A 26,505-nucleotide genomic window follows, 5' to 3' on the forward strand; every position below is an offset into this window, starting at 1 on the left:
GCCCGGCTACAGCACCGGAATATCACCCCTCGCCCATGCCTCGGAAATCTCAGCCGTGCGCGCCTCAAAGGCCCGGGCCTCGATCGCGGCGCGAATGTCCTGCATCAGCTTCTGATAGTAGGACAGGTTGTTCCAGGTCAGAAGCATCGCCCCCAGCGCCTCTTGCGAGCGCACGAGATGGTGCAGATAGGCGCGTGAGTAGTCGCGCGCGGCCGGGCAGTCGCTCTCCTCATCCAGCGGCCGCGGATCGTCCGCGTGGCGGGCATTCTTGAGATTGACCTTGCCGCGCCTGGTATAAGCCAGGCCATGGCGGCCGGCGCGGGTCGGCATGACGCAGTCGAACATGTCGATGCCGCGCGCCACCGATTTCATGATGTCGTCCGGCGTGCCGACGCCCATGAGATATCGAGGCTTGTCGTCAGGCAATTCCGGACAGGTGATCTCCAGCATATCCAGCATCACCGCTTGCGGTTCGCCGACGGCCAGGCCGCCGACCGCATAGCCCTTCAGCTCCATCGCGCTCAGCGCCTGCGCCGAACGCACCCTGAGAGCTGCGTTGTCGCCACCCTGGACGATGCCGAACATCGCCTTGCCGGGCTGATCGCCGAACGCTGTCTTGCAGCGCTCGGCCCAGCGCAGCGACAGCTCCATCGCGCGCTCGATCTGCTTGAGGTCGGCCGGCAGCGCTGTGCATTCGTCGAGCTGCATCTGGATGTCGGAATCGAGCAGGCCCTGGATCTCGATCGAGCGCTCCGGCGACATCTCGTAGGCAGCGCCGTCAATGTGCGAGCGAAAGGTGACGCCCTTCTCGGTCAATTTTCTGAGCTTCGACAGCGACATGACCTGAAAACCGCCACTGTCGGTCAGGATCGGCTGCGGCCAGCGGGCGAATTCATGCAACCCACCAAGCCGCGCCACGCGCTCGGCGCCGGGGCGCAGCATCAGATGATAGGTATTGCCCAGGATGATGTCGGCGCCGACGCCGCGCACCTGGTCCATATACATGGCCTTGACCGTGCCGCCGGTGCCGACCGGCATGAAGGCCGGCGTGCGGATTTCGCCGCGCGGCATGGTGATGGAACCGCGCCGCGCCTTGCCGTCGGTGGCGAGGATCTTGAAGGTGAATGTCTCAGCCATTGAATTCCTTGTCATGGACAGGCGCGCCTGGCGCCTGCCTGTCGAGCGACTGGCGGTATTGGATGCAGCCGCGCATGAATTTCGGCCATGGCGGCACGGCAATCGATGGATCGGTCTTTTCCGGCAGCAGGTCCCACAGGTTGGGATGATGCCAGCATAAATCATGGCCGGTAGAATCTCGATGCTGGCGTATGCCGGCACGGAGTTTCTTCACTTCGGCGATCAGGCTCTCGCGATCAAAGGCTTGCAGATCATCGTCCATCGCTCATCTCCGCTCGATAAAGCAGGCTTGCATCTCCGTAGGAATAGAACCTGTAATTGTTCCCGATGGCATGAGCATAGGCCGCACGCATCGTATCTAGGCCGCTGAAGGCCGAAACCAGCATGAACAGCGTCGAACGCGGCAGATGGAAATTGGTCATCAGCAGATCGGCGGTGCGGAAGCGATAGCCCGGCGTGATGAAGATGTCGGTCGGGCCGGACCAGGCGGTCAGCGAGCCATCAGGCCGTGCCGCGCTCTCCAGCAGGCGCAGCGAGGTCGTGCCGACAGCGATGATGCGCCCGCCCCGCGCCTTGGCGCCATTCAGAGCGTCGGCTGTTGCTTCGCTGACCGAGCCGGTCTCGGCATGCATCTTGTGGTCAGCGGTGTCGTCCGCCTTGACCGGCAGGAAGGTGCCGGCGCCGACATGCAAGGTGACGAAGCGGCGTTCGATGCCTTTAGAGTCGAGTGCTGCAAACAGTTCCGGCGTGAAATGCAGGCCGGCGGTGGGCGCTGCCACAGCACCTTCCTCTTTGGCATAGATGGTCTGGTAGTCGGTCAGGTCGCGCGCGTCGTCGTCGCGCTTCGACGCGATATAGGGCGGCAGCGGGATGCGGCCGACGGCATGCAGCGCCTCGTCGAGAAACGGCCCCGACAGGTCGAAACCGAGCAGCACCTCGCCGGCATCGCCCTTCTCGATCACCGTGGCGTCGAGCTGGCCGAGGAAACAGGAATTGCCGTCATGGCCGAAATGGATGCGGTCGCCGGCGGCGATGCGCTTGCCCGGCCGCATGAAGGCCAGCCAGCGGTCCGGCGCCATGCGCATATGCAGCGTGGCGTCGACCTGCGCCTGCGCTTCACCGCGCCGCCTGATGCCTCTCAACTGTGCCGGAATGACCTTGGTGTCGTTGAAGACCAACACGTCGCCCGTTCTGAGCAAGGACGGAAGGTCGCGCACCGCGCGGTCCGCAAAGTCTTCGCCTGGCCTGACCACCAGCATTCTGGCGCTGTCGCGCGGCTCGGCCGGGCGCAGCGCGATGCGCTCCTCCGGCAGGTCGAAGTCGAAGAGATCGACGCGCATCAGTAGAGCCGGACGAGCAGCGCTCCGGCCAACAGCAGCACCGCGCCGGCGATGCGGCCGAGCGAAATCTCGCGCACCGCCACGCCGAGAAAGCCGACGCGATCGATCAGCATGCCGGCCAGCAACTGGCCGGCAACCAGGAACGCCATCAACGCGGCTGCACCAATGCGCGGCGTAAGAATGGTTGACAGGGTAACATAGAAACCGCCGAGCATGCCGCCGGCGATGAACAGCCAAGGCGCCGGCGCCTTCCAGTCGAGCGAGATGTCCTGCAGCCGCACAACGGCAATGGAGATGATACCAAGCACGATCGCGCCCGACAGGAACGAAAACGCAGCAGCCGCGACCGGGAGCCCCAGGCCGCGCGCCAGCTGCGAGTTGATCGGCGCCTGGACGGCGATGAAGGCGCCTGACAGGATGCCGAGCAGCGACCAGACCACGCCCATCATCTTCGTTTGTCCTTACCTGACGTCGGCCGCGACCTTCAGCGACACGATCTTGTCGGGATCGACCACCGGCTCGCCGCGCTTGATCTTGTCGACATTGTCCATGCCTTCGATGACCTGGCCCCAGACCGTGTACTGGCGGTTGAGGAAAGCGGCATCGTCGAAGCAGATGAAGAACTGCGAATTGGCCGAGTGCGGGTTCTGCGAACGGGCCATCGAGCAGGTGCCGCGGCCATGGTTGGCGTTGGAGAATTCAGCCTTCAGGTCCGGCTTTTCCGAGCCGCCCATGCCCGCACGCGACGGCGCGAAGGTGGGCTTGGTCGAATTGCCGAACTTCACGTCGCCGGTCTGCGCCATGAAGCCTTCTATGACGCGGTGGAAGACCACGCCATCATAGGCGCCTTCACGCGCCAGTTCCTTGATGCGGGCGACGTGGCCGGGAGCCAGGTCGGGAAACAGTTCGATGACGACCTTGCCCTTGGTCGTTTCCAGGATGAGCGCGTTCTCGCGGTCCTTGATCTCAGCCATGTCGGATATCCTTTTATCTCAGAAAAACAGATTGATTTGATAGGTCACTTGTCGGCCGCCATGCGCACTTTGATCATGCGATCGGGGTCTGTGACGGTTCCGTTGTCGGCCTCATCACCCTTCTTGATCTTGTCCACCAGTTCGATGCCACTGACGACATTGCCGACGATGGTGTACTGGCCATCGAGGTTCGGCGCCGGCGCGAACATGATGAAGAACTGCGAATTGGCGGAGTTCGGGTCCTCCGAGCGGGCCATGCCGAGCGTGCCGCGCTTGAAATGTTCGCTCTGCGAGAATTCGGCCGGCAGGTCGGGCAGGTCTGAACCGCCGGTGCCGACGGCCTCGGGGCTGAACCCCTTCTTCATGTTGCCGAACTTGACGTCGCCGGTCTGCGCCATAAAGCCGTTGATGACGCGGTGGAATGCGACATCGTTATAAGCGCCTTCGCGCACCAGCTTCTTGATCTGCGCGACATGCTTGGGCGCCAGGTCGGGGCGTAGCGCGATGGTAACGTCGCCGTTCTTCAAGGTGATGACCATGGTGTTTTCCGGTTCGGCGGCGAAGGCCGAAACGGATGCGGTCACGAGACCGGCAAGCACGACGAGGAACGAGGCGAGCTTTTTCAGCTGCATAAGGGATCTCCGAAGGTCTTTGTTAGGGTGCATGTCGTTGCCCCAAAACCGGCATCCACTTTTGGGCGACATGCACTATTTCGCGAATTTGGCGGTGAGCGCGCCGGCAACGGCGGCCGGCACGAACGGACGGATGTCGCCGCCCATCGAGGCTATCTGGCGCACAAGTGTGGCGGTAATGGTGCGTACCGACGGGCTGGCGGGCAGAAAAACCGTTTGCAGTTCCGGCGCCATCGTCTCGTTCATTCCAGCCATCTGCATCTCATAGTCGAGATCGGTGCCGTCACGCAGGCCGCGGATCATGATCGAGGCGCCATGCTTGCGGGCCGCGTCGATGACCAGCCCGTCAAAGGCGACGACCTTGATGCGGTCGCCGTCGCGGCCGAATTCGGCCTTGGTCGCGGCCTCGATCAGCTTCACCCGTTCGTCGAAGGAAAACAGCGGCGTCTTGCCGGGATGGGTGCCGATCGCCGCATATACCGTGTCGGCGACAGCCAGCGATGCCTTCAGCACATCGAGATGGCCGTTGGTCAGCGGGTCGAAGGAGCCGGCATAAAGGGCGATGCGATCGGTCATGGGAGGTGCTTCTAGCGGGGCATTGGGCGGAAGGCAAATGCGATTGGGAACATCTGCGTGAACCTTTTCGCAGACATGAACGACAGATGAATGCCTTGATCACGAAGACTTCACGCCGCGTTCGCTAGTTTGCACTTCGGAAGATGAAACCAAAACCCGATCTAACCGTTGGATAGGCGCAGGAGAACACGCACATGCTGATCTACATGCTCGCCACCGCAATGACCGTCGCCATGCTGATCGCCACCGCATTCGGATTGCATAGCGAGGCAGAGCGCGTCCGTGTCCGCACAAAGCGGTTCGAAGGTTTCGGCGCTCGCTGGCCCCACCGTCGCCCCTGATTTATTGCTAGTTTCTTGTTTGCGCCGGCCCATCGGGCCGGCGTTGTTGCTCAAACCTATTCGGTGCTGTCCGGTACGGCATCTCCGGCGCCGGCCTCAATGACACCCTCTTCGACATCCTCGTCGGCCTGCGGCTCCGAAATCCGTTCGACCGAAACCACCTTCTCGCCTTCGGCGGTGTTGAAGATGGTCACGCCCTTGGTGGCGCGGCTGGCGAAACGGATACCGTTGACCGGCACCCGGATGACCGTGCCGCCGTCCGAAACCAGCATGATCTGGTCGTCATTGCCGACCGGGAAAGTCGCCACCAGCTGGCCGATCTCGGCCACCTTCGACACGTCGGTGGCGCGGATGCCCTTGCCGCCGCGTCCGGTCAGGCGGAAATCGTAGGATGACGAGCGCTTGCCGTAGCCATATTCGGTCACCGTCAGCACAAATTGCTCATGCGCCTTGAGCTCTTCGTAACGGCTGTCGGAAAGCTCGGTCTCCTCGCCAATCTCCTCATTGGTGAGTGCAATCTCTTCTTCCTCGCCGGTCACCTCGGCGGCAAGCCGCCGCTCCAGTGCTGCCCGCTTGAGGTAGGCGGAGCGTTCCGCCGGCGAAGCATCGACATGCTCGATCACCGACATGGAGATGATGCGGTCGGTCTCGGCCATGCTTATGCCGCGCACGCCGACCGAATTGCGGCTCTGGAAGACGCGCACATCGCCAACGCGGAAGCGGATGCACTGGCCGGAGCTGGCGGTCAAAAGCACATCGTCATTGTCTGTGCAGGTCTCGACGCCGAGGATCTCGTCGCCCTCCTCCTCCAGCTTCATGGCGATCTTGCCGTTGCGGTTGACCTGGACGAATTCGGACAGCTTGTTGCGGCGCACGGTGCCGCGCGTGGTGGCGAACATGACGTCGAGTTCGCCCCAGCTGGTCTCGTCCTCGGGCAGCGGCATGATGGTGGTGATGCGCTCGCCCTGCTCCAGCGGCAGCATGTTGATCAGCGCCTTGCCGCGCGACTGCGGATTGCCGATTGGCAGCCGCCAGACCTTTTCCTTGTAGACGATGCCGCGCGAGGAGAAGAACAGCACCGGTGTATGCGTGTTGGCGACGAACAGCCGGGTGACGAAATCCTCTTCCTTGGTCGACATGCCGGAGCGGCCCTTGCCGCCGCGGCGTTGCGCCCGGTAGAGCGACAGCGGCACGCGCTTGATGTAGCCGGAATGGCTGACGGTGACGACCATGTCCTCGCGCTGGATCAGATCCTCGTCTTCCATGTCGGCGCCGCCGTCGGTGAGCTCGGTGCGGCGCGGCGTGCCGAACTCGTCGCGCACGGCGGCAAGCTCGTCCTTGACGATCTGCTGGATGCGGGCGCGGGACGACAGAATGTCGAGGTAATCCTTGATCTCGTCGCCGATGGTGTTCAGCTCGTCGGCGATTTCGTCACGGCCGAGCGCAGTCAGGCGCTGCAGGCGCAGTTCGAGGATGGCGCGCGCCTGTTCCTCGGACAGGTTGTAGGTGCCATCCTCATTGATGCGATGGCGCGGATCGTCGATCAGCAGAATCAATGACTCGACGTCGCCGGAGGGCCAGCGCCGCTCCATCAACTGCTCGCGCGCCGTCTGCGGATCGGGCGCGGTGCGGATCAGCTTGATCACTTCGTCGATGTTGGCGACGGCTATGGCGAGACCGACCAATACATGGGCACGGTCACGCGCCTTGCGCAGCAGGAACTTCGTGCGCCGGCTAATCACCTCTTCGCGGAAGCCGACAAATGCCTTTAGCATGTCGGTCAGGTTCATCACTTCCGGCTTGCCGCCGTTCAGCGCCACCATATTGGCGCCGAAGGAGGTTTGCAGCGGCGTGAAGCGATAAAGCTGGTTGAGAATGACGTCGGCGACGGCGTCGCGCTTCAGCTCGATGACGACGCGGTAGCCCTGGCGGTCGCTTTCGTCGCGAATGTCGGAAATGCCTTCGATGCGCTTGTCGCGCACCAGTTCGGCCATCTTCTCGATCATCGAGGCCTTGTTCACCTGGTACGGGACTTCCGTGATGATGATCGATTCACGGTCGTTTCCAGATCGGAAGAGCACACGTCTNCATCTTCTCGATCATCGAGGCCTTGTTCACCTGGTACGGGACTTCCGTGATGATGATCGATTCACGGTCGTTTCCGCGCTGTTCGACATTGACCTTGCCGCGCATGACGATAGAGCCACGGCCAGTCGCATAGGCGCTGTAGATGCCGGAACGGCCGAGCACGATGCCGCCGGTCGGGAAATCGGGACCCGGAATGATCTCCATCAGCGCCGGCAAATCGATCGCCGGATTGTCGATGATGGCGATGGCGCCGTTGCAGATCTCGGCCAGATTGTGCGGCGGGATGTTGGTGGCCATGCCGACGGCGATGCCGCCGGAACCGTTGACCAGAAGATTGGGGAAGCGGGCCGGCAGCACCTTCGGTTCGGTGTCGGATGCGTCATAAGTCTCCTGGAAATCGACGGTTTCCTTGTCGATGTCCTCCAAGAGTTCATGTGCGACCTTGGTCAGCCGCGATTCGGTGTAGCGCATCGCCGCCGGCGGATCGCCGTCGATGGAGCCGAAATTACCCTGCCCGTCGATCAGCGGAACGCGCAGCGACCAGTCCTGCGCCATGCGCACCAAGGCGTCGTAGATCGAGGCGTCGCCATGCGGATGGTATTTACCCATCACGTCGGCGACCGGGCGGGCCGACTTCACATATTTGCGGTTCCAGTGGTAACCGCTCTCATGCGCCGCATAGAGAATGCGGCGGTGAACCGGCTTCAGGCCGTCGCGTACATCGGGCAGCGCACGGCTGACGATGACGCTCATGGCATAAGAGAGGTAGGAGCTCTGCATCTCCTCGATGATGGAGATGGGCTCGATGCCGGTAGGGCCGCCGTCGGCGCCGCGCGGGGGTTTTTGGTCGGTCAAATCGGATCACAATCTAATCAGGAATCACTGACCGCTTATATAGGAAGCACGGCCGAAACTCCAATATTCGTGGTGCTTTTCCAATGAGGATTTCAGTGGTAAATTCAAATGGATACCTCTGATTGCGACGATTTGGCCATAACGCATTCGCCGCCGCCAGGGGCAAAAGCCTGCGAAGGACAGTTTTCCAAGCCAACAGCTTATCTGGAGGCAGACAGACGCGTCAGCGGGTAGCCACCCGCCGGGCGCGATAGTGGCCAGGCGTCTCACCCATGACGCGCCGGAAACGGCGGTTGAACGTCGACAAATCGTTGAAACCGGCCTCGAAGGCGATTGCCGAGATGGCATCGCCTGACATGCGCAGCCGCACCGCCGCGCGGTGCAGCCGGGTTCTCAGCAGAAACTGATAGGGCGTCATGCCGGCGACCTGCCGGAAGGTGCGCAGGAAATGATACGGGCTGGTCGCCGTCGCGCAGGCAAGCTCGGAAAGCGAGACCGGCCTGTCGGCATTGAGCTCGATCTGCCGCACCGCCTCGGCAACCCGTTTCTGGTCGCGGCGGCTCGGCGGTCGAACGCCAGGCACCGCATCGCTGGCCACAGGCAGTGCTGCGCCGGCAACTGCCAGTGCTGCGCCCGCAATTCGCAGGCCAAGCTCTTCAAAGGCGTCGATGTCGACCATCTCGCGCGCCGCTTCCGCCTCGGCCAGCAGCGATGCCAGCGCCGGCAAGGGCGGCATATGCGGCACGCCGAAGGCGAGCTTGCTCGCGCCGGGCACGTCGCTGGCGATGCGGTCGAGATAGGCCGGAGCGAAGTGGAAGGACAGGCAACGGTCGCCGGCGCCATGCTCATGCCCGCATTCATAGCAGGCGCCGACATTGCCGAGCAGGATCGCGCCCGGCGCCAGCATGGCGGCGCCTTGCCTGGTGCGGTAGCGGAAGGTGCCGCTGGTGACAGCGGCAACGCAGAAGGTGTCGTGCGCCTCCTCGAACGGGCGGTCGCCGGCGCCGGCCGTGCACAGCACGTCACAGACATACCAACCCTGCCCCGATGCCAGGTTTTGTTGGCTCGTCGTCATGGCTTGAAAGATAGCAATTTTTCCCAAGCGCGACACCCTGCCGGGGCCTATCGCTTGCAGCCTCCTGACACAACGAAGGCAGCAAGTATGATCGGTGCATCCTCCTTTGCCGAAGCGCTCCACAGCGACGGCCCCAATCCCGGCCTGGCTGAAAAGCTGGATCTCTACGGCCGCTTCGTCGGCGCCTGGACATTCGAGGCCACGCGCCATCTCGAGGACGGCACGGTTCTCACCGGACGCGGCGAGGTGCATTTCGGCTGGGTCCTGGAAGGCAGGGCGATCCAGGATGTATGGATCCTGCCCGCGCGGGATGCCGGCCCCTCGCCCTCGCTCGGCAAATGGACTTTCTATGGCACAACGCTGCGGGCCTATGATCCCGGCTCGGATGCCTGGCACATCTTCTGGAGCGACCCGCGCAACCAATACTACAGCCGCCAGCTTGGTCGCGCCGAAGGCGACACGATTGTGCAGGTCGGCGCCGACGGCACTGGTTCCTCGGTCCGCTGGAGCTTTTCACGCATCACCAAAGACAGCTTCCGCTGGCTCGGCGAGCGTTCGCACGACGATCGCAAGACATGGCGTCTCGAAGTCGAGTTCCTGGCGCGCCGCGTCGCCCAGGACTGATGACGCAACATATTGCAAAAAAGGTGAAAAAACATGCTTGACCATGTCTCGATCGGTGTCCGCGACACCAACGTTTCGAACCCCTTCTACGATGCCGCGCTAAAGCCGCTCGGTTATTCCTGCCTCAGCCAGTCGCCAGGCTCATTGGGTTATGGTGCGCAAGCCGTCGGGCTGTGGGTGAACGACGCGGAGCAGCCAGTGCCGTCGGACGAGAAGTCCGGTCTGCATTTCTGCTTTACCGCGCCGACCAGGCGGAGCGTCGACGCCTTTCACGCCGACGCCTTGCGTGCAGGCGGCAACGACAATGGCGCGCCGGGGCTGCGCGCCGACTATGGCGAGAACTATTACGCTGCCTTCATCGTCGATCCCGACGGCTATCGCCTGGAGGCCTGTTGCAACGCTGCCGCCTAACACTGCCGGCGTCTCCGGTATCGCCATCTCAGACGGTTCCCACCGGCCAGGCTTTGCTCTACCACTATCGTGGCGCAGGGGTCCGGCCCGGCGGGAGGGGTCAGCGATGCCGAGTTTCGACAGCCTGTTCAACGCCTTCGTCACCATTCTGGTGACCATCGACCCGCCAGGTCTCGCGCCGCTCTTCCTCGCGGTGACACGCGGCATGAACCGCGAGGAACGTCAGCAGGTTTCGGTGCGCGCCTCGATCATCGGCTTCCTGGTGATGGCGCTGTTTGCGGTGGCCGGGGCGTCCATCCTGTCGGTGTTCGGCATCACGCTGCCGGCTTTCCGCGTCGCCGGCGGGTTTTTGCTGTTCTTCATCGCGTTCGAAATGGTGTTCGAGCGCCGCCAGGACCGCAAGGAGAAGATCGGCGACGTCGCCATCACCAAGGACATGATCCACAACATCGCGGCCTTCCCGCTGGCGATCCCGCTGATCGCCGGCCCCGGTGCGATTTCGGCGACCGTGCTACTGTCGGGCTCGTTTCAGGGTTTTGCAGCACAAGCGGCGCTGGTCGGCATCATCTTCGTCTGCCTTGCCATCACCTATCTGGTGTTCGTGCTGTCGGAGCGCATCGACCGCATCCTCGGCCAGACCGGCCGCTCGATCCTGACCCGCCTGCTCGGCGTCATCCTGGCCGCGCTTGCGGTTCAGTTCGTCGCGGATGGCATCAAGGCGCTGATGGCGGGGTAAACGGCAGCCCCTGCTCCCTGCTCCCTGCTCCCTACTCCACCGCCGTATCGACGACCTCGAAATCGTGGGTGATGACAGCCGTCTTGGCCAGCATAGCCGAGGCCGAGCAGTATTTCTCGATCGACAGGTTGATGGCGCGCTGGACCTTGTCGTGCGACAGCGCGTGGCCCGTGACGATGAAATGCATGTGGATGCGGGTGAAGACTTTCGGGTCGGTTTCGGCCCGGTCGGCGTCGAGTTCGACAACACAGTCCTCGATCGCCTCGCGGCCTTTTTCGAGGATGTGAACGACATCATAGGCCGAGCAGCCGCCGGTGCCGATCAGCACCAGTTCCATCGGGCTCGGACCCGGCGTCTTGCCTTCCGGCCCGGAGGCGGTTCCCAGCACAACCTTGTGGCCGCTGCCGGACTCGCCGACGAAGGTGCGCTCCTCGACCCATTTGATCCGGGCTTTCACGGCAATCTTCCTTTCAGAAAGCGTCACTGGCCGAAGACGACCGTGTGCATGATCCGCCCCGGCAGCAGCGTGAACACGCCGGCGCCGATCAGGGCGAAAACATACAGCGATATCATGACCCTGCGATGTTTGGCGACCCGATGCATATGCGCGTGCCAGACCGCCAACGGCACGGCGATCAACACTAAAATCGATAAGAGATGGATCGGGCTGAACGGACCGACGAGGCGTATCTGCTGGATCCAGAAACTGGAGACGGCGAGACCAGCATCAGCGCCGCCCAGGCATAGCCGACGACACGATGACGCGTCGTGCCTTTCGGCAGCGCCAGTTGCGTAGCGCCAACGGCCAGCGCGGCAAAGGCCGCGAAGGCGTGCCATGGAATGGGAGGGCTCGCCGATAGAAGCGGTCCGAGCGACACCGCACCCTCTCCTCAGATATCGCTGACTATCGTCAGCTCAGAACGGGATTTCGTCGTCCAGTTCGCGCGACGAGCCGCCGCCACCGCCGCCCTTGGAACCGCCGCCACCGCTATTGCCGCCGCGGTTGAAGCTCTCATTGGGGCCAGACTGGCCGAAATCCGAGCCACGGCTCGCGCCGCCGCCGCCGGCATAGTTGCCGACCTGACCGCCGCCCTCGCCGCGAGAATCGAGCATCTGCAGCTCGCCGCGGAATTTCTGCAGCACGACTTCGGTCGTGTACTTGTCGGCGCCGGTCTGGTCTTGCCATTTGCGTGTCTGCAGCTGGCCTTCGACGTAAACCTTCATGCCCTTCTTCAGGTACTGCTCGGCGACCTTGGCGATCTGGTCATTGAAAATGACCACGTTGTGCCATTCGGTCTTTTCCTTGCGCTCGCCGGAGTTCTTGTCGCGCCAGCTTTCCGACGTGGCGATGCGGATGTTGACGACCGGATCACCGGAATTCAGGCGGCGGATTTCAGGGTCCGCGCCGAGGTTACCGACCAGAATGACCTTGTTGACGCTACCCGCCATGACACTTCTCCGTGCTCATCCGAAACAAATTTCAAGTCGTTCACCTTACAGGCCGCGGACAATCCTGGCTTGCCGCGGCTGGCTTTTCCCACAAGGTTTTTGTTCCCTTTTCGTTCCTATACTGTTAACCACGGATTGTCAAGGAATGGCAGCAATCGCCGACGCGGGCGCGTGGATTTAGCTGACACGCAGCGGCGAGAAGCGGTGTCGTCAGCGCCGTTTTTTCGCTGGTCGCAACGGACCGAAAAAGCCGCTCCACTCCATGCCCATGGCATGGGCGCGCTGTGCGATCACGGTTGGTGCCGACATCAGCCCGACTGCAGGTTCAGATTTCAGAGCCGGGTCATTCAGCAATTTCCCGATCGCGCGCCCGTGCCACCAGACCTGAGCGACGAGCGCCGCTACCACCGCGATCAGGCCCCAGGTCCCCAATCCTTCGCCGAAGATGTAAATCCCGTATGGCGGCGATAGCGCCGTACCCAGCTTGGCCAACAAGATCACGGCCACGAAACCGATGACGGCGATGGCGCCTATACCGAGGACGAGGCGGCGATAGAGCCTCAGAGCCTCGTTGAGGTTCTCGGCGGACGAACGATCGACGTTGGAATTCATAAATACTACTCCTGCCTCGCCATGATCGGCCCATCTTGTTGCCCATGGATTAGAGGCCCGGCAGGATCCAATCAATACGGGGCATTCAAAACACCCCTTGCCAAATCGATAAGTATCGACTTATGCTTTTGCCATGATCGAAGCAGAGATTTTTCGCGCCCTGGCCGACCCGACGCGACGCGCCGTCTACGAGCGGCTGACTTCCGGCGAGATGAGCGTGTCGGAGTTGCGCACTGGCATGAGCGTGTCGCAGCCGGCGGTGTCGCAGCACCTTGCCGTGCTGCGCGGCGCAGGCCTGGTCAGCGAAAGACGCGCCGGCCGCAACGCCTACTATCGCGCCGATCCGCAAGGGCTCGAGCCGCTGCTCGGCTGGATCGAACGCTACCGCGCATTCTGGCCGGAGCGCATCGAAAGACTGAAGGCCGTTTTGAAGGACATGGACCAATGACCGACGAAAAGCAGACGCAGACCGCCAAAGATGCCCTCGCCTTCGAATGCGATCTGCCGGACGCACCGGAAAAAGTGTGGCGGGCACTGACCGTGCCGGACCTCTTGGCGGAATGGATGATGCCGAACGACATCAATCCGGAAACCGGCAGCCGCTTTGCCTTTGCCGGGCCTGAGAAGCCGATCGAGTGCGAAGTGCTCGATGCCGAACCGGGGCGCCTGCTGCGCTATTCCTGGCGCGAGCGTTCCGGCGACGCCGACCGCGAGGAGTTGGAGAGCATCGTCACCTTCACACTCGCCCGCACCGTTTCCGGCGGCACGCATCTGCGCATCGTCCATGACGCGTTTGTCCTGACGCCTGCGGTCGCGATGGCCGGCGCCGGCTGCCGGCTCTGGCTGCGCGCATACAAGCCCAAACCGCCTGTCGCCGCCAACGCGCCACGCCTGTTGCTGCGCGCTGCCTGAACCGGAAAAATCAAAACGGAGACAATGAGATGAGCGGCTTTGCCAATCTGGTGCCGATGGTGATCGAGCAATCGAGCCGCGGCGAACGCGCCTTCGACATTTTCTCGCGGCTGCTGCGCGAGCGCATCATCTTCGTCAATGGCGAGATCAATGACGGCATGTCGGCGCTGGTCTGCGCCCAGCTCCTGTCACTGGAATCCGAAAACCCCGACAAGGAGATCTCGCTTTACATCAACTCGCCGGGCGGCGTGGTGACCAGCGGCTTCGCCATCTACGACACGATGCAATTTGTCAGTTGCCCGGTATCGACGGTGTGCATGGGCTTTGCCGCCTCGATGGCCTCGTTCCTGCTAATGGCGGGAACGCCGGGCCGGCGCATCGCGCTCCCCAACGCCAGCATCGTGCTGCACCAGCCTCTGGGCGGCTTCCAGGGCCAGGCCTCCGACATCCAGCGCCATGCCGAAGGCATTTTGCGCACCAAACGGCACATGACGGAACTGTATGCGCAGCATTGCGGCCGCACCTATGAAGAGGTCGAACGCACGCTCGACCGCGATTTCTTCATGACCGCCAAGGAGGCCAAGGAGTGGGGCCTCGTCGACCATGTGTTCGACACCCGCAAAAAGGCGGCGGCCTGATCGGCGGATTGAATGCAGGCCGGTGTTCCCTCAATTTCAACGCCGCTGGTCTGGCCTCGCCTTGAGCGCGGCACTATAGTCTTGCCATGCGCTACCACCTGAACAGACTGACCATAGCCATTGCCATCACGGCGGCGACATCGAGCATGGCCTTTGCCGGGGGCAGCACCAGCACGTCGCGGAAAGGCGCCCTGCCCGGCGTGACCGGCGACTACCGCATCGCCAAGCCCGCGCCGCAGCCGGAGCCGGACGACGCGCTGTCTGCCGGCGAGAACGGCACGTTCAAGATCGGCGGCACCGATGTCAGGATTTCCGGCAGCATCACTGTCGATGTCGGCACGGGTGGGATCAAGCCGCCGCGCCGGTAGCCCCTTCTCCCAGCTACTATACGGGAGAGAAAGCCTGCGCCGACGACTTCCTCGCAAAAGAACAGCCCCGCCGTTGCTTCCGCTAACGGTCGGGGCTTTTTTTGGATTCCAAATCCAAACTGCCGGTAGTGTTATACCGACTTTGATTTCGGATGCTTCGCGGCGTTCAGCCGACGATCCGACTAGCCGTCTCTGATTTTTGTGGGATTCGGCAGGTCACGGTTTGTCGGGTGGTTTGTTGGATTGTCGCGATGCGTCCATTTGGACACATACACTTCAATGCCTCGAAACTACCTGGCACTTATGCCCGCCGCGGCTCCACTAGCAGGTGGAGCCTCAAGGGACTATCCGGTGGCGTCATGCTCCGCTCCTATGTCCGTTGCGACAGGTGTCAATCCGAAGCACAAATCGCAAAAACCTGCGGCGTCTCGCAGGCCGCTATGGGCGGCGAGGCCATCAAAGACGGCCGGCTCCGTTGACTCCGGCAGAGTGCGCCCCTGATTCGACGGCGTCAACCTTGAATAGCCGGTTACGGAAAATGTGATCGTCGGGAGCTTACGTTAGGGTCAGTTTCTGAAACACCCTTGTCAGTTTCTGCACAGCTTTGTCAGGAGCGTGTTCGGTCTTTGTTCTTTCCGCTTGCCCGTTCGCGCGAAAGACGGTTAAACGGCTTTGGTCGAGAAGTGTGGCGTCTCTCGACGTGGCGGCAAAAATACCTACATAGGGAATGGCCGGGAAAACCCGCCGATCCCACTGACACCAGACCTGAGGCGGCGACCGGCGATGGCCGACCATAAATACCTTTCCATTCGCGGGGCACGCGAACACAACCTAAAGAATGTCGATCTCGACCTGCCGCGTGACAGCCTGATCGTCATGACCGGCCTGTCGGGCTCCGGCAAATCGTCGCTTGCTTTCGACACCATCTATGCCGAGGGCCAGCGCCGTTACGTCGAGAGCCTGTCGGCTTATGCGCGCCAGTTCCTCGAAATGATGCAGAAGCCGGATGTCGACCAGATCGACGGCCTGTCGCCGGCCATCTCGATCGAGCAGAAGACCACGTCGAAGAACCCGCGTTCGACGGTCGGCACCGTCACCGAGATCTACGACTACATGCGCTTGCTGTTCGCGCGCGTCGGCATCCCCTATTCGCCGGCGACCGGCCTGCCGATCGAGAGCCAGACGGTTTCACAGATGGTCGACCGGGTGCTGGCGGTCGAGGAAGGCACGCGCCTTTTCCTGCTGGCGCCGATCGTGCGCGGCCGCAAGGGCGAATATCGCAAGGAACTGCTGGAGCTGCAGAAGAAGGGCTTTCAGCGCGTCAAGGTCGACGGCGTCTTCTATGAGATCGCCGATGTGCCGGCGTTGGACAAGAAGTACAAGCACGACATCGACGTCGTCGTCGACCGCATCGTCGTGCGCGGCGACCTGGCAACACGGCTTGCCGATTCCATCGAAACGGCGCTGAAGCTCGCCGAAGGGCTGGCGGTGGCCGAGTTCGCCGACCGGCCGCTCGACGCCAGCCAGACCGGCGAGGACTCGGTCAACAAATCGAAGAACGAGACGCATGAGCGCATCCTGTTCTCGGAAAAATTCGCCTGCCCGGTTTCCGGCTTCACCATTCCGGAGATCGAGCCCAGGCTGTTCTCGTTCAACAACCCGTTCGGCGCCTGCCCGACCTGCGACGGCCTCGGCAATCAGCGCGCCATCGACGCCAGCCTGATCGTGCCGGACGAAAACGTCTCGCTGCGCGACGGCGCCGTCAGCCCGTGGGCGAAATCGACCTCGCCCTATTATGCGCAGACGCTGGAAGCGCTGGGCAAGGCATACGGCTTCAAGCTCGGCGACAAGTTCAAAGACCTGACCGAAGAGGCTAAGGATGCCGTCCTGCGTGGCACCGGCGAGCGCGAGGTCACCTTCCAATATGATGACGGCCTGCGCTCCTACAAGACCACCAAGACGTTCGAGGGCGTCATTCCCAATCTCGAACGGCGGTGGAAGGAAACCGAATCCGCCTGGATGCGCGAGGAGATCGAGCGCTTCATGTCGGCGACGCCCTGCCCGGTCTGCAAGGGATACCGGCTGAAGCCGGAAGCGCTGGCGGTGAAGATCGCCGGCAAGCATATCGGCCAAGTCACAGAGCTGTCGATCCGCAAGGCCGACCAGTGGTTCACCGAACTGCCGCCACATCTCAACGACCAGCAGAACGAGATCGCGGTGCGCGTTCTCAAGGAAATCCGTGACCGCCTGCGCTTCCTCAACGATGTCGGCCTCGACTATCTGACGCTGTCGCGCAATTCCGGCACGCTGTCGGGCGGCGAGAGCCAGCGCATAAGGCTGGCGTCGCAGATCGGCTCCGGCCTCACCGGCGTGCTCTATGTGCTGGACGAGCCGTCGATCGGCCTGCACCAGCGCGACAATGCCCGCCTGCTCGACACGCTCAAGCATCTGCGCGACATCGGCAACACGGTGATCGTCGTCGAGCATGACGAGGACGCCATCCTGCATGCCGATTATGTCGTCGACATGGGTCCGGCCGCCGGCATTCATGGCGGCGAGATCATCGCCCAGGGCACGCCGCAGCAGGTGATGGCCAATCCCAACTCGATCACCGGTAAATATCTGTCGGGCGCGCTCGAAGTCGCCACGCCCGGTGTCAGGCGCGAGGCCAAGAAAAACCGCCGGCTGAAGATCGTCGGCGCGCGCGGCAACAATCTCAAGAACGTCACTGCCGAAATCCCGCTCGGCACTTTTACCGCCGTCACCGGCGTGTCTGGCGGCGGCAAATCGACCTTCCTGATCGAGACGCTGTTCAAGGCGGCGTCGCGCCGCATCATGGGCTCGCGCGAGCATCCGGCCGATCACGACCGCATCGAGGGCCTCGAATTCCTCGACAAGGTCATCGACATCGACCAGTCGCCGATCGGCCGCACACCGCGTTCGAACCCGGCCACCTACACCGGCGCCTTCACACCGATCCGCGACTGGTTCGCCGGTCTGCCCGAAGCCAAGGCCCGCGGCTACCAGCCGGGGCGCTTCTCCTTCAACGTCAAGGGCGGCCGCTGCGAAGCCTGCCAGGGCGACGGCGTCATCAAGATCGAGATGCACTTCTTGCCCGACGTCTACGTCACCTGCGACGTCTGCCATGGCAAGCGCTACAACCGCGAGACGCTGGATGTCGTGTTCAAGGGCAAGTCGATCGCGGACGTCCTGGACATGACGGTCGAGGAAGGTGTCGATTTCTTTGCCGCCGTGCCCGGCGTGCGCGACAAGCTCGACACGCTGAAGCAGGTCGGCCTCGGCTACATCCATATCGGCCAGCAGGCGACGACGCTGTCGGGCGGCGAGGCGCAGCGCATCAAGCTCGCCAAGGAATTGTCGCGCAAGGCAACCGGCAAGACGCTCTACATCCTCGACGAGCCGACCACCGGCCTGCACTTCCACGACGTCGCCAAGTTGCTGGAAGTGCTGCACGAGCTGGTCGACCAGGGCAACACGGTGGTGGTCATCGAGCATAATCTCGAAGTCATCAAGACCGCCGACTGGGTGCTCGACCTCGGCCCCGAAGGCGGCGATGGCGGCGGCGAACTGGTTGCACAGGGCACACCGGAAGCCATCGTGCGCGAAAAGCGCAGCTACACCGGCCACTTCCTGAAGGAGCTTTTGGAGCGGCGGCCCGGAGGCAAGCGCGAAGCGGCGGAGTGACTGGCAGACCGGCCGGGCGCCTGGAGAGCTTTGAATGACAGTCCGACAGGCGCTTGCAGGTGATCTCGACGGAGTCGTTTCGCTGACGGAAGCCGCCTATGGGCATTACACCGCCTTGTTCGGCGCGCCGCCGATCCCAGTCACCGAGGGCTATGCGCCACGCATCGAGCGAGGCGAGGTCTGGCTGCTGGAGAGCGACGCTGAGCTCGCCGGGCTGATCGTTATTGAGCGCCACCCCGATCATGCGATGATCTTCAGCGTCGCGGTCTCCCCCGCTTTTCAGGGGAGGAAACTCGGTACCGCGCTGCTCGACTTCGCCCAGGAACAGGCGCGGCTATGGGGTGTGCCGGAGGTGCGGCTCTACACCAATTCGCGCATGGAGCGGAACATCGAGATCTATACGGCCTATGGCTTCCACGAAACGGGCCGCCGAGCCAATCCCCACCGTCCCGGATGGACCGTGGTCGACATGATCAAACCGGTTGGAAAAATAGCCTGACCGCATTTTTAGAACTGGGAGGAAGACGATGATCAGCCAAGGAACAATCCGCGCCGGGATGGGCGGCTGGACTTTCGAACCCTGGGATACGTCTTTCTACCCGGACAAGCTTTCCAAGGCCAAGCAGCTGAGTTACGCCACCCGCCAGGTACCGAGCATCGAGGTCAACGGCACCTACTATTCCAGCTTCAAGGAGCCGACCTTCGTCAAATGGGCGGGAGAGGCGCCGGACGGTTTCGTCTATTCGCTGAAGGGCAATCGCTTCGTCACCAACCGCCGCGTGCTTGGCGAAGCCGGCGAGTCCATGACGCGCTTCCTCGGCTCCGGCATTGCCGCGCTGGGCGACAAGCTGGGCCCGATCCTGTGGCAGTTCGCGCCGACGAAAAAGTTCGACGCCGACGATTTCGAGGCCTTTCTGAAGCTGCTGCCGGAAAAGCAGGATGGCGTCGCGCTGCGCCATGCGCTGGAAGTGCGCAACGACAGTTTTAGCGTGCCGGAATTTGTAGGCCTGGCGCGTAAATACAAGGCGGCGATCGTCTATGCCGACCATGCCAAATATCCTGGTATCGCCGACATCACCGGCGATTTTATCTATGCGCGGCTGCAGACCGGCAGCGACGACAATCCGGATTGCTACACGCCGAATGGCCTGGACGAATGGGCAGCGCGGGTGAAGACCTGGGCGCAAGGCAAGCAGCCGGCAGATCTGCGGCGCGCCGATCCGACTTTCGACGCGCCGGTGAAACCGCGCGATGTGTTCGTCTACTTCATCACCGAGGGCAAGGTGCGCGCGCCGTTCGGCGCCATGGCGCTGATGAAGCGGGTGAGCTGATCGGTTAAAGCGCGTCGCGATTTAAGTCTTTGTCTTGATGCACGCCGTTGTGCCAGAACCGCGGCACACTTCTGGGCGACATGCATTAGGAGCAATTCCAGGAAAAGTGCGGACCGGTTTTCCCGGAAAACCGGGTAGCGCTTTCCCTTGAAAAGGGTTTCAACCCAGAATTGCTACGATCAACCGAAGCGTGATAGCTTATGCGCATCGTAACCTTATCGATACCTCCTTCCTGCATAAATCCGGTGCGGGTCCTTTCTAGAGGCCGGCCGCCGCGCGCAAGGACGAGGGCATGTCGCTCGACTACAGTTCCCTTCTGTTGGCTGTCGGGTTTTCCGCCGCTTGCCTCGGCCTGACGCTGTTCGGCATTTGGCTTACCGCGCGCTCGGAAAAATTCCTGCTGACCTGGGCGGTCAGCGTGCTTCTGATCGTCGCCGACGTCTTCGCCTACCAGGCCTATATCGACGCGCCCGGACGCCTGCTCGGCCTCGCCAGCTTCACGTTCCTGCTGCTCGGCTTCGCGACCATGCTGGGCGCTGCCCATCAGTTCACGACAGGGAGGTCACCGCTGCCCCGCATTGCTGTCGGCGCCGGCGTCTCGCTGGCAGTCGCCTTGCCGCCGATGGCGCTTGGCTATGACGGGCTGGGCTTCATGCTGGAGAATGCCTTCGCCGCGCTGCTTTTGTTTGCGACGGCCTATGAATACTGGAAGGGCCGCACCGAATTCCCTGCCCCGATCCTCGGCATTGCCGGGCTCTACACAGCCACCGCAATTTCCTTCGTGCTGTGCTCCGGTGCACTTGTCTGGGATGGCAGGCTGGTGCTTGGCCATGCGCCGAGCAACTGGGCCGAGGATTTCAGCCTCATCGTCGTCATCGCGTGCATGACCGGCATCGGCGCGCTCTCGCTGGCGCTCAACCAGGGACGCCTGGCGCAGTATCATCGCCGCGAAGCGCTGACCGATCCGCTGACCGGACTGCTCAACCGGCGCGCTTTGTTCGATCTGCACGGCAAAACACCTGTCCGGTCCTTCACCGCCGTGATCGTGTTCGATCTCGACGGCTTCAAGGCGATAAATGACGAGTTCGGCCATGCCACCGGCGACGAGGTGCTGAAACTGTTCGCCAAGGATTTGACCGCCAATCTCCAGCCGGGCGATGTCGCCGCGCGCATGGGCGGAGAGGAATTTGCATTGGTGCTCGATCGCACCTTGCCTGAAAAGGTGGAATTCATAGCCGAGCGGATCCGGGCCAGTTTTGCCATGCGCCGGATCGATACCGAGACCCGCCTGCTGTCCTGCACGGTCAGCGCCGGCTACGCCTTCGGCAGCGAGGGCGGCACCAAATTCGACAAGGTGCTCAGCGCCGCCGACAAAGCGCTTTACGGCGCCAAGCGCGGCGGCCGCAACCGTGTGCTCGCCTTCCGGCGCGCCGGGTAGGCTGGGCTGATATTCAGCCGGCCTGAACCTCACCACACGTAAAACAACACCCCAAAGCGCGTCGCATGAGGCCGTTCAGGCGCGACGCGCTTTTAGGCCGCTATGACGATCTCGTTGTAAGTGTCGAGGTCGACGTAGAAAACCTTGGTGATTTCGCCGATCAGCTCATCCTGCTGGTAGCCTTGCGAGCGCAGAATGTTGATGGCGGTGATGATGTCGACACGCTCTGTCAGCCGTCGTTTCTGGTGGTCCTCGACGAACCGTTCCATAGCCCATTCTCCTGGCAAGATTATCTGAACGCATTGACCGACAATCAGAACTGCGAGGGAAGCTAGGGTGGCTTGCTTGCGTGGAACTTGCAGGCTGAGCCAGCATATTCCCTCGATCTGCTACAGAACCAGACTGATACAGAAGCGGCCGACTCACCGAGGCCTAGGAAAGACTAGCATGTAGTATTCGGCGTGCCAGAGTGTGGCGGCCTCGGACGAAAGTCCGACGCAACGGGTGCGGACCTTCGCGACTTCATCATCCTTGGGCGTAGCGACGCGAAGCGGAGCGAAGACCCAGGGATCCATGCCGGGACGAAGAAGCGTCATTAACGGTGCAGAATGTGGAATGGCCAATGTGCCGCAGAAGCGATCTTGTTCTGCATCGCGGCACTCTTTGGCTGATGTCGCGGCATGGATTCTAGGGTCTGCGCGCGTCGCTCCGCTCCTTGCTCCGCCCTAGAATGACGAAGTGATTGTGGGCATTTCAGCCAATCTTCGACGTGTACGATCCGTGCAGCCGTCGACCTGCGTTAAACCGTCAGAAACTTCCTGACGTCCGCCCGGTCGAGATCTTCGGCCGGGCCGGTGTGGACGATCTGGCCGCGGTCCATGATGTTGACCTCGTCGGCGAGCTCGCGGCAGAAATCGAGATATTGCTCGACCAGAAGCACCGCAATGCCGGCCTGATCGCGCAAATAGCGGATGGCGCGGCCGATGTCCTTGATGATCGAGGGCTGGATGCCTTCGGTCGGCTCGTCGAGCACCAGCAGTTTCGGCCGCATGACGAGCGCCCGGCCGATGGCGAGCTGCTGCTGCTGGCCGCCTGAGAGATCGCCGCCGCGCCGCCCCAGCATCTGCTTCAGCACCGGAAACAGTTCGAAGACATGCGCCGGCACGTTGCGGTCGGCGCGCTTCAACGGCGCAAAGCCGGACTCCAGGTTTTCGCGCACCGTCAGCAGCGGAAAGATCTCCCTGCCCTGCGGTATGAATGCGATGCCCGACCGGGCGCGATCATACGCCGCGCTCCGGTCGAGCGCCTTCCCCTCGAAGGCAACGCTTCCGCTCGTCAGCCGGTGGTGGCCGACGATCGATCTCATCAAACTGGTCTTGCCGACGCCGTTGCGGCCGAGCACGCAGGTGATCTTGCCGGCACCCGCCGTCAGCGACACACCGCGCAACGCCTGAGCAGCGCCGTAATGGAGCGTGGCGTTGGAAACTTCGAGCATGTCAGCGCCTTCTCCAGAAGCGGAGGAACGAAAAGTCGAAGCGATGGAATTGCACCCGCCAGACCATGCTCATCTCCCGAGATAAACTTCGACGACCCGCTCGTCGGCCGAGACGAAATCGAGCGAGCCTTCCGACAGCACCGAGCCCTCATGCAGGCAGGTGACCTTGACGCCGAGTTCGCGCACGAAATGCATGTCGTGCTCGACGACGATGACCGAATGGTCGCGCGCTATGTCCTTGAGCAGCCGCGCGGTTTCCTCGGTCTCGGCATCGGTCATCCCTGCGACCGGCTCGTCAACCAAAAGCAGCTTCGGGTCCTGCGCCAGCAGCATGCCGATCTCCAGCCACTGTTTCTGGCCATGGCTGAGATTGGCTGCCAGATCGTGGCGCTTGTCGCCCAGCCGGATGATGCCGAGGATGTCGTCGATCTGTCTGGCTTCGGCGGCCGAGCGGCGATGGAACAGCGCCGGAAAGATCGAGCGCGGGCCCTTCAGCGCCAGCATCAGATTGTCTTCCACGCTGTGGCTTTCGAAGACAGTCGGCTTCTGGAATTTGCGGCCGATGCCCATCATGGCGATCTCCGCCTCGTCGTGCCGGGTCAGATCGACCTGGCCGTCGAAGAACACTTCGCCCTCGTCGGGCCGGGTCTTGCCGGTGACGATGTCCATCATCGTCGTCTTGCCGGCGCCGTTGGGACCGATGATGGCGCGCATCTCGCCCTTGTCGAGCACCAGCGACAGATTGTTGATGGCGCGGAAACCGTCGAAGGAGACCGAGACGCCGTCGAGATAGAGGATGGTGTTGGACTTCGACATCGCTCTATTCCGCCGGCTGCGGTTCAGGCCCGGACGCGGACCAGGCACCGGGCGTTGTTGCTGCGCTGCGCACGATCTTCGATGGCGGCGGGGCATCAGGGTCTGTGCCCGCTTCCTCTGCAATCGCTGCAGCCCGCATCGCCCGAGCGTTACCGCGCCAGGAATCCCACATGCCGACGATGCCCTTGGGCAGGAACAGGGTTACGGCGACGAACAGGCCGCCGAGCGCAAACAGCCAGAACTCCGGCAGCAGGCCGGTGAACCAGGATTTGCCGGCATTGACCAGCAGCGCGCCGACGATCGGGCCGACAATGGTGCCGCGCCCACCGACGGCTGCCCAGATCACGACTTCGATGGAATTGGACGGCTCGAATTCGCCGGGATTGATGATACCGACCTGCGGCACATAGAGCGCGCCGGCGATGCCGGCCATGACAGCCGAGACGGTGAAGGCAAACAGCTTCACGTTCTCCGCCCGCCAGCCGAGGAAGCGGGTGCGGCTCTCGGCGTCGCGCACCGCCATTAGCAGCTTGCCGTATTTGGAGCCGACGATCGCCCAGGTGATGAAGACGGCGAGCGCGAGTATGATGGCGCTGGCGGCAAACAGGGCCGAGCGGGTGGCGTCGGCCTGCACGTTGAAGCCCAGAATATCCTTGAAATCGGTCAAGCCGTTGTTGCCGCCGAAACCCATGTCGTTGCGGAAGAAGGCGAGCAGCAGCGCGTAGGTCATCGCCTGGGTGATGATGGAGAGATAGACGCCGGTGACGCGGCTGCGGAAGGCGAACCAGCCGAAGACGAAGGCGAGCAGGCCGGGCACCGCCAGCACCATGATGGCGGCGAACCAGAAGTGGTCGAAACCGGTCCAGAACCAGGGCAATTCCTTGTAGTTCAGGAACACCATGAAATCGGGCAGGATCGGATTGCCGTAAACGCCGCGCGAGCCGATCTGGCGCATGAGGTACATGCCCATCGCATAGCCGCCGAGGGCGAAGAAGGCGCCATGGCCGAGCGAGAGGATGCCGCAATAGCCCCAGACGAGATCGAGCGCCAAGGCAAGCAATGCATAGCAGAGGTACTTGCCCGTCAACGCGACGATGTAGGACGGAATATAGAACGCGCTTTGCGGCGACACTGCGAGGTTGAGCAGCGGCACGATAATGGCGGCCGTCAGCAGGATGAAAATAGTGATGGCGATGCGACGGTCGGCACCCGCGGCGAAGAAGCGTCCCGTGATCATGTTTCCACCGCCCTGCCCTTGAGCGCGAACAGGCCGCGCGGGCGCTTCTGGATGAACAGGATGATCAGCACCAGCACGACGATCTTGCCGAGCACCGCGCCAGCATAGGGTTCGAGAACCTTGTTGACGATGCCGAGCGAGAAGGCGCCGACCAGCGTGCCCCAGAGATTGCCGACGCCGCCGAAGACCACGACCATGAAGCTGTCGATGATGTAGCCGCGGCCGAGATTGGGCGAGACATTGTCGATCTGGCTGAGCGCGACGCCGGCAATGCCGGCAATGCCGGAGCCGAGCGCAAAGGTCAGCGCATCGACCCAAGGCGTCCTGATGCCCATCGAGGCGGCCATGCGGCGGTTGGCGGTGACGGCGCGCATCTGCAGGCCCCAGGGCGTGCGCTTCATAACAAAGAGCAGCACGCCGAAGACGGTGAGCGCGAAGACCAGGATCCAGAGGCGGTTCCAGGTGACGGCGAGTTGGCCGACATCGAACGATCCCGACATCCAGGAGGGGTTGCCGACCTCCTGGTTGGTCGGTCCGAAGATCGAGCGCACCGCCTGCTGCAGGACAAGCGAGACGCCCCAGGTTGCGAGCAGCGTTTCCAGCGGCCGGCCGTAGAGGAAACGGATGACGCCGCGCTCGATGATCAGGCCGACGGAAGCGGCAACCAGGAAGGCGAGCGGCAGCGCGATCACCAGCGACCAGTCGAACAGGCCGGGGAATGAGGTTCGGATCGCCTGCTGGACGACGAAGGTGGTGTAGGCGCCGAGCATCACCATCTCGCCATGCGCCATGTTGATGACGCCCATGACGCCGAAGGTGATGGCGAGGCCGATGGCGGCCAGCAGCAGCACCGAGCCAAGCGAGATGCCGTACCATATGTTCTGGCCGGCATCCCACAGCGCCAGGCTCGAATTGATGCTGGCGATTGCCGCCGTCGCGGCATCCTTGACCGCGCCTTGCGCATTGGCCTCGACCGCGGTGAGCAGCGAGACCGCGTCGCGGTCGCCGCGCGCGCCGATCAGGGCAATGGCGGCAAGCTTGTCGGCCTCCGGCTTGTCGGAGACCAGCACCGATGCCGCGCGCGCCTGTTCGAACAATGCCTTGACCTTGGCGTCGGTCTCGGCGGCAATGGCTGCATCGAGCGGCTCGATATTGGCGGCATCGGGGGTCTTGAACATGGTGTCGGCGGCGGCGATGCGGACAGAAGGATCTTTCGCGCGCAACGTCAGCGTTCCCAGCGCATCGCGGATGACGCGGCGCAGCGTGTTGTTGACCTTGATCTTGGTGATGTCGGCCTTGGCGGCGTCGCCGGCTTTCTCGCCGCTCAGCGGGTCGAGCAGCGTGACGCTGTCGGCGGCCTCACTGCCGACGAAGACGGCTGAATCGGCTTTACGAATGTAGAGATTGCCTTCGGCGAGCGCTGCAAGCGGGCGCTCGACCAGCGGATCGCCGGTGGCGGCAAGTTCGCGCACGACGGCCTCAGTGGCGGCAAAGCCCGTGCCCGTGGCGAATTTGGCGACGATGGCGCGCAGATCGGCTTCGGCTGCGTTCGACGGCAATAGGCTTGCCACCAGGAACACCAGCATGAGGCCGAGAGTGCGCAACAGGATCATCCGTTCAGATACTCTTCTGTGGGGAAATTCCGCGTCCGGGCGGGCTGAAGCGCCCGGACGCTTGGCGGTACCGATCGTGGACGCGTCCACGATCGGTCGGTC

Annotated in this window: 28 protein-coding genes and 2 pseudogenes; 12 read left to right on the forward strand and 18 right to left on the reverse strand. The window is 62.8% G+C overall.

All coding sequences use genetic code 11. The annotated features are described in order from the left end of the window. Window positions 1–6: 6 nt before the first annotated feature. From tgt to coaD, 7 genes are all read right to left on the reverse strand, one after another. Window positions 7–1,137, reverse strand: coding sequence for a tRNA guanosine(34) transglycosylase Tgt (gene tgt, locus X750_RS137450; protein WP_023748730.1), 1,131 nt, complete (start codon window positions 1,135–1,137; stop codon window positions 7–9). Beyond that, window positions 1,130–1,399 (reverse strand): hypothetical protein, encoded by a 270-nt coding sequence (locus X750_RS137445; protein ID WP_023684641.1) that lies wholly within the window; start codon window positions 1,397–1,399, stop codon window positions 1,130–1,132. The genes tgt and X750_RS137445 overlap by 8 nt, the downstream gene beginning before the upstream one ends. After that, on the reverse strand, window positions 1,389–2,477 hold the full coding sequence (queA, locus tag X750_RS137440) for a tRNA preQ1(34) S-adenosylmethionine ribosyltransferase-isomerase QueA (protein WP_023748731.1): 1,089 nt from the start codon (window positions 2,475–2,477) through the stop codon (window positions 1,389–1,391). The genes X750_RS137445 and queA overlap by 11 nt, the downstream gene beginning before the upstream one ends. After that, on the reverse strand, window positions 2,477–2,926 hold the full coding sequence (locus X750_RS137435; RefSeq protein WP_023693398.1) for a DMT family transporter: 450 nt from the start codon (window positions 2,924–2,926) through the stop codon (window positions 2,477–2,479). The genes queA and X750_RS137435 overlap by 1 nt, the downstream gene beginning before the upstream one ends. A 12-nt stretch (window positions 2,927–2,938) precedes the next feature. Next, window positions 2,939–3,451 (reverse strand): peptidylprolyl isomerase, encoded by a 513-nt coding sequence (locus X750_RS137430; RefSeq protein ID WP_023748732.1) that lies wholly within the window; start codon window positions 3,449–3,451, stop codon window positions 2,939–2,941. Between the two features lie 44 nt (window positions 3,452–3,495). Next, window positions 3,496–3,990: a peptidylprolyl isomerase gene (locus tag X750_RS137425; RefSeq protein ID WP_245271915.1), complete on the reverse strand. Its 495-nt coding sequence runs from the start codon at window positions 3,988–3,990 to the stop codon at window positions 3,496–3,498. A gap of 168 nt (window positions 3,991–4,158) precedes the next feature. Further along, window positions 4,159–4,659, reverse strand: a complete 501-nt coding sequence (gene coaD, locus X750_RS137420) for a pantetheine-phosphate adenylyltransferase (RefSeq protein WP_023670954.1) — start codon at window positions 4,657–4,659, stop codon at window positions 4,159–4,161. Window positions 4,660–4,853: 194 nt separating this feature from the next. Here coaD and X750_RS1000000165185 point away from each other — a divergent pair, with 194 nt between their 5' ends. After that, entirely contained in the window at window positions 4,854–5,000 is a 147-nt protein-coding gene (locus tag X750_RS1000000165185) for a hypothetical protein (RefSeq protein WP_023670953.1), read from the forward strand. Between the two features lie 56 nt (window positions 5,001–5,056). Here the strand turns inward: X750_RS1000000165185 and X750_RS01000000163400 are convergent. After that, window positions 5,057–7,943: pseudogene (locus X750_RS01000000163400) on the reverse strand (DNA gyrase subunit A). Between the two features lie 223 nt (window positions 7,944–8,166). Beyond that, window positions 8,167–9,018, reverse strand: coding sequence for an AraC family transcriptional regulator (locus X750_RS137415; RefSeq protein ID WP_023746160.1), 852 nt, complete (start codon window positions 9,016–9,018; stop codon window positions 8,167–8,169). A gap of 87 nt (window positions 9,019–9,105) precedes the next feature. On the opposite strand from X750_RS137415, the gene X750_RS137410 reads away from it, so the two are divergent. The 3 genes from X750_RS137410 to X750_RS137400 all read left to right on the forward strand — a co-directional run bounded on the left by X750_RS137410 (window position 9,106) and on the right by X750_RS137400 (window position 10,789). Continuing rightward, window positions 9,106–9,642: a hypothetical protein gene (locus X750_RS137410; RefSeq protein ID WP_023748734.1), complete on the forward strand. Its 537-nt coding sequence runs from the start codon at window positions 9,106–9,108 to the stop codon at window positions 9,640–9,642. A gap of 33 nt (window positions 9,643–9,675) precedes the next feature. Further along, window positions 9,676–10,053 carry a VOC family protein gene (locus tag X750_RS137405; RefSeq protein WP_023748735.1) on the forward strand — a complete coding sequence of 126 codons (378 nt, stop codon included), beginning with the start codon at window positions 9,676–9,678 and terminating at the stop codon, window positions 10,051–10,053. A 106-nt stretch (window positions 10,054–10,159) separates the two neighbouring features. Next, the gene (locus X750_RS137400; protein ID WP_023670949.1) at window positions 10,160–10,789 is read left to right on the forward strand and encodes a MarC family protein; all 630 of its coding nucleotides are present in this window, start codon (window positions 10,160–10,162) and stop codon (window positions 10,787–10,789) included. 31 nt (window positions 10,790–10,820) lie between these two features. On the opposite strand, the gene X750_RS137395 is transcribed toward X750_RS137400, so the two are convergent. The 4 genes and pseudogenes from X750_RS137395 to X750_RS137385 form a co-directional block, all read right to left on the reverse strand. Continuing rightward, window positions 10,821–11,246, reverse strand: a complete 426-nt coding sequence (locus X750_RS137395; protein ID WP_023748736.1) for an OsmC family protein — start codon at window positions 11,244–11,246, stop codon at window positions 10,821–10,823. 23 nt (window positions 11,247–11,269) lie between these two features. Continuing rightward, a pseudogene (locus X750_RS01000000163405) lies at window positions 11,270–11,667 on the reverse strand (DUF2306 domain-containing protein). Window positions 11,668–11,704: 37 nt separating this feature from the next. Further along, window positions 11,705–12,238 (reverse strand): single-stranded DNA-binding protein, encoded by a 534-nt coding sequence (gene ssb / locus X750_RS137390; protein WP_023670946.1) that lies wholly within the window; start codon window positions 12,236–12,238, stop codon window positions 11,705–11,707. Window positions 12,239–12,448: 210 nt separating this feature from the next. Then, complete coding sequence (locus tag X750_RS137385) at window positions 12,449–12,850, reverse strand: hypothetical protein (RefSeq protein WP_023748737.1); 402 nt, start codon at window positions 12,848–12,850, stop codon at window positions 12,449–12,451. A gap of 133 nt (window positions 12,851–12,983) precedes the next feature. Between X750_RS137385 and X750_RS137380 the strand changes: the two genes are divergently transcribed. The 8 genes from X750_RS137380 (at window position 12,984) to X750_RS137345 (ending at window position 21,242) form a co-directional block, all read left to right on the forward strand. Continuing rightward, the gene (locus tag X750_RS137380; protein ID WP_023670944.1) at window positions 12,984–13,298 is read left to right on the forward strand and encodes a metalloregulator ArsR/SmtB family transcription factor; all 315 of its coding nucleotides are present in this window, start codon (window positions 12,984–12,986) and stop codon (window positions 13,296–13,298) included. Next, the gene (locus X750_RS137375) at window positions 13,295–13,762 is read left to right on the forward strand and encodes an SRPBCC domain-containing protein (protein WP_023748738.1); all 468 of its coding nucleotides are present in this window, start codon (window positions 13,295–13,297) and stop codon (window positions 13,760–13,762) included. Before X750_RS137380 ends, X750_RS137375 begins: the two co-directional genes overlap by 4 nt. Before the next feature lie 29 nt (window positions 13,763–13,791). Next, a complete protein-coding gene (locus X750_RS137370; RefSeq protein WP_023734315.1) occupies window positions 13,792–14,400 on the forward strand; it encodes an ATP-dependent Clp protease proteolytic subunit in 609 nt (202 codons plus the stop codon). A gap of 146 nt (window positions 14,401–14,546) precedes the next feature. After that, window positions 14,547–14,768 (forward strand): hypothetical protein, encoded by a 222-nt coding sequence (locus X750_RS137365; RefSeq protein ID WP_156932470.1) that lies wholly within the window; start codon window positions 14,547–14,549, stop codon window positions 14,766–14,768. Window positions 14,769–15,551: 783 nt separating this feature from the next. After that, on the forward strand, window positions 15,552–18,473 hold the full coding sequence (gene uvrA / locus X750_RS137360) for an excinuclease ABC subunit UvrA (RefSeq protein WP_023748739.1): 2,922 nt from the start codon (window positions 15,552–15,554) through the stop codon (window positions 18,471–18,473). Between the two features lie 34 nt (window positions 18,474–18,507). Next, a complete protein-coding gene (locus X750_RS137355) occupies window positions 18,508–18,972 on the forward strand; it encodes an N-acetyltransferase (protein ID WP_023726687.1) in 465 nt (154 codons plus the stop codon). 28 nt (window positions 18,973–19,000) lie between these two features. Continuing rightward, window positions 19,001–19,804 (forward strand): DUF72 domain-containing protein, encoded by an 804-nt coding sequence (locus tag X750_RS137350; protein ID WP_023693383.1) that lies wholly within the window; start codon window positions 19,001–19,003, stop codon window positions 19,802–19,804. A gap of 292 nt (window positions 19,805–20,096) precedes the next feature. Beyond that, window positions 20,097–21,242: a GGDEF domain-containing protein gene (locus X750_RS137345; RefSeq protein WP_023688638.1), complete on the forward strand. Its 1,146-nt coding sequence runs from the start codon at window positions 20,097–20,099 to the stop codon at window positions 21,240–21,242. 92 nt (window positions 21,243–21,334) lie between these two features. Here X750_RS137345 and X750_RS1000000165190 read toward each other — a convergent pair whose 3' ends face one another. From X750_RS1000000165190 to urtB, 5 genes are all read right to left on the reverse strand, one after another. Next, a complete protein-coding gene (locus X750_RS1000000165190; RefSeq protein WP_023670936.1) occupies window positions 21,335–21,511 on the reverse strand; it encodes a hypothetical protein in 177 nt (58 codons plus the stop codon). 530 nt (window positions 21,512–22,041) lie between these two features. Next, complete coding sequence (gene urtE / locus X750_RS137340) at window positions 22,042–22,737, reverse strand: urea ABC transporter ATP-binding subunit UrtE (RefSeq protein ID WP_023700798.1); 696 nt, start codon at window positions 22,735–22,737, stop codon at window positions 22,042–22,044. Window positions 22,738–22,806: 69 nt separating this feature from the next. Further along, complete coding sequence (gene urtD / locus X750_RS137335) at window positions 22,807–23,553, reverse strand: urea ABC transporter ATP-binding protein UrtD (RefSeq protein WP_023696501.1); 747 nt, start codon at window positions 23,551–23,553, stop codon at window positions 22,807–22,809. Window positions 23,554–23,557: 4 nt separating this feature from the next. Further along, the gene (urtC, locus tag X750_RS137330; protein ID WP_023670933.1) at window positions 23,558–24,790 is read right to left on the reverse strand and encodes an urea ABC transporter permease subunit UrtC; all 1,233 of its coding nucleotides are present in this window, start codon (window positions 24,788–24,790) and stop codon (window positions 23,558–23,560) included. Continuing rightward, complete coding sequence (urtB, locus tag X750_RS137325; protein ID WP_023706181.1) at window positions 24,787–26,403, reverse strand: urea ABC transporter permease subunit UrtB; 1,617 nt, start codon at window positions 26,401–26,403, stop codon at window positions 24,787–24,789. The genes urtC and urtB overlap by 4 nt, the downstream gene beginning before the upstream one ends. Between the last annotated feature and the right edge of the window lie 102 nt (window positions 26,404–26,505).

This window comes from Mesorhizobium sp. LNJC391B00 (assembly GCF_000502535.1).
Classification (GTDB): Bacteria; Pseudomonadota; Alphaproteobacteria; order Rhizobiales; family Rhizobiaceae; genus Mesorhizobium.